We start from the raw sequence: 1,660 nt of genomic DNA on the forward strand, positions 1-1,660 counted from the left end.
GGATCGTCTCGCTGCAATGCTTGAAGGCTATCTACTTGCAACCCAAAGCATAAAACCGGGAATCCCGTAGCCCCTTGCGGGGAGGGGAGACGAGGCCGCCGCACCGTCCCCGCAAAATGCGGAGACTAGGCAAAGCGTGAAAGCCATTAGGCCCGTAGGATCTTTGCTACGCCGCCCTCATTACCTTGACGACGCCACCCGATACGCCATTCGCGTATGGCTCGGGCAATACGGCAAGCCCTCGATCGGCTTCGACCCGCAGAAGCAGAAGTCATCCGCGCCGGGCGTCGAGATCGGCCAGCGGCAGCGTTCCTTGGAGAGCTCGAACAGCGAGCAGCCGTTCACGACGGTGCCGACCGGCTCCTCGACGATCACAGGCGGCGGGTCGTTCTGCACCGCGCGCAGGATGCGGCGGCGCAGCTTTGGCACGGGACGGCGTGCGCCATCGCGTGTCGTCTCGGCGCGGACCACGCGCCTGGAATCGCCGCCATTGTCGCGCGTCAGTGCCAGGCGGGAGATCTTGCCGATCACGGCGTTGCGGCTGACGCCGAGCTCGGCGGCAATCTCTCGGCAGGTCAGCCCGGCCTCAAAGTGCTGCTTCAGGGCCTGGAGCCGTTCCTCGGTCCAGGTGGGGAGTGTCTGTCGTTCGGCGGGCATTGTTGTCGCTTCCAAGTTTGATCCGTCCTGGATCGTCCTGGCCGACGGCTGCACCGAAAACTGTTGTCCGCGTTGCGTGTCCCTAGCTTACGCCCGTCCGTTGTCGCGAATCGACAGCAGCCCATCCTTGATGGCGAGCCGGATGCCTTCTTCAATCAACGTTCTGCAGACACCCGGAACGCTGGTGCCGTGGGTTCCCTGTTTCACGAGCTTTTCGAGATAGCCGATGGTTGCCAGGGCTAGGGTTACGGGGATGCGGTCAGTTTCGGCTTTTTCCGTCGCCATGCCTAAAAGCTAGTCCGTAACCGGTGTACAGAAAAGTAACTTTTTAGACTCTATTAGGAATCCAATAGGTTGTACAGCGGCTTGGGGATAACTGGTTAAGGCATTGAATTTTATGGAAATATGACGGACCGGGTCGGTCGCGACGGTGACTCTCCGCCCGCTCGGCGAGTCCGGGCCGGAATCCGACGGCGAAGCACGGGTCGAGAAGATTCGCGTGAGCCGCGGTGTCCGATGGTCTCTTCAACCACCGTCGTGCCACGGCGCCTGGTTGGGGGACCCTGGCTGAAATTTCTGCAGAGCAGGCGGCGGCCATCGCGGTCACTGCGAAAAAAATTCGTCATTCCAGAAATGGTGCTTTCGCTTTTCCGGAAATTATGCTTTAGTGTCGCCATCCCGCCTCAGCCGGAGGGGCGTTGCGCGCGATCGTCACGACACGCGAGGCGGGGAGCGGTGGCCGCGATGGAGCCGCAGCGTGTCCTTATGGACGCGCGGACGAAACGGCTCGGCGCGGACGTGAAGTCGCAGCGTGCTGACACCCCGATGCTGGTGTCCCCGCGGTGGTACGCGAAAGCGCATCATCGCGTATGGTGGCCAACAAGCCCGGCGCACCAGGCAGACTGCGTATAAGCGTGAAGACCATTGCGCAGGGAAGGCCGGGCGTTTCTCGGCTGCACCTGTGGTACCTGCCGCCTGCATTTTTTCTCGCAGGCGGGCCGCG

General features: G+C 62.1%; 2 protein-coding genes. Both read right to left on the minus strand.

Translation table 11 applies throughout. The features are described 5' to 3' along the window. Positions 1 to 180: 180 nt before the first annotated feature. A complete protein-coding gene (locus tag QX126_RS33485; RefSeq protein WP_315740196.1) occupies positions 181 to 657 on the minus strand; it encodes a GcrA family cell cycle regulator in 477 nt (158 codons plus the stop codon). Positions 658 to 744: 87 nt separating this feature from the next. Then, a complete protein-coding gene (locus tag QX126_RS33490; RefSeq protein ID WP_006614936.1) occupies positions 745 to 942 on the minus strand; it encodes a hypothetical protein in 198 nt (65 codons plus the stop codon). Positions 943 to 1,660: the final 718 nt, after the last annotated feature.

Origin of the sequence: Bradyrhizobium sp. SZCCHNPS1003 (genome assembly GCF_032381555.1) — a bacterium.
Lineage (GTDB): Bacteria > Pseudomonadota > Alphaproteobacteria > Rhizobiales > Xanthobacteraceae > Bradyrhizobium.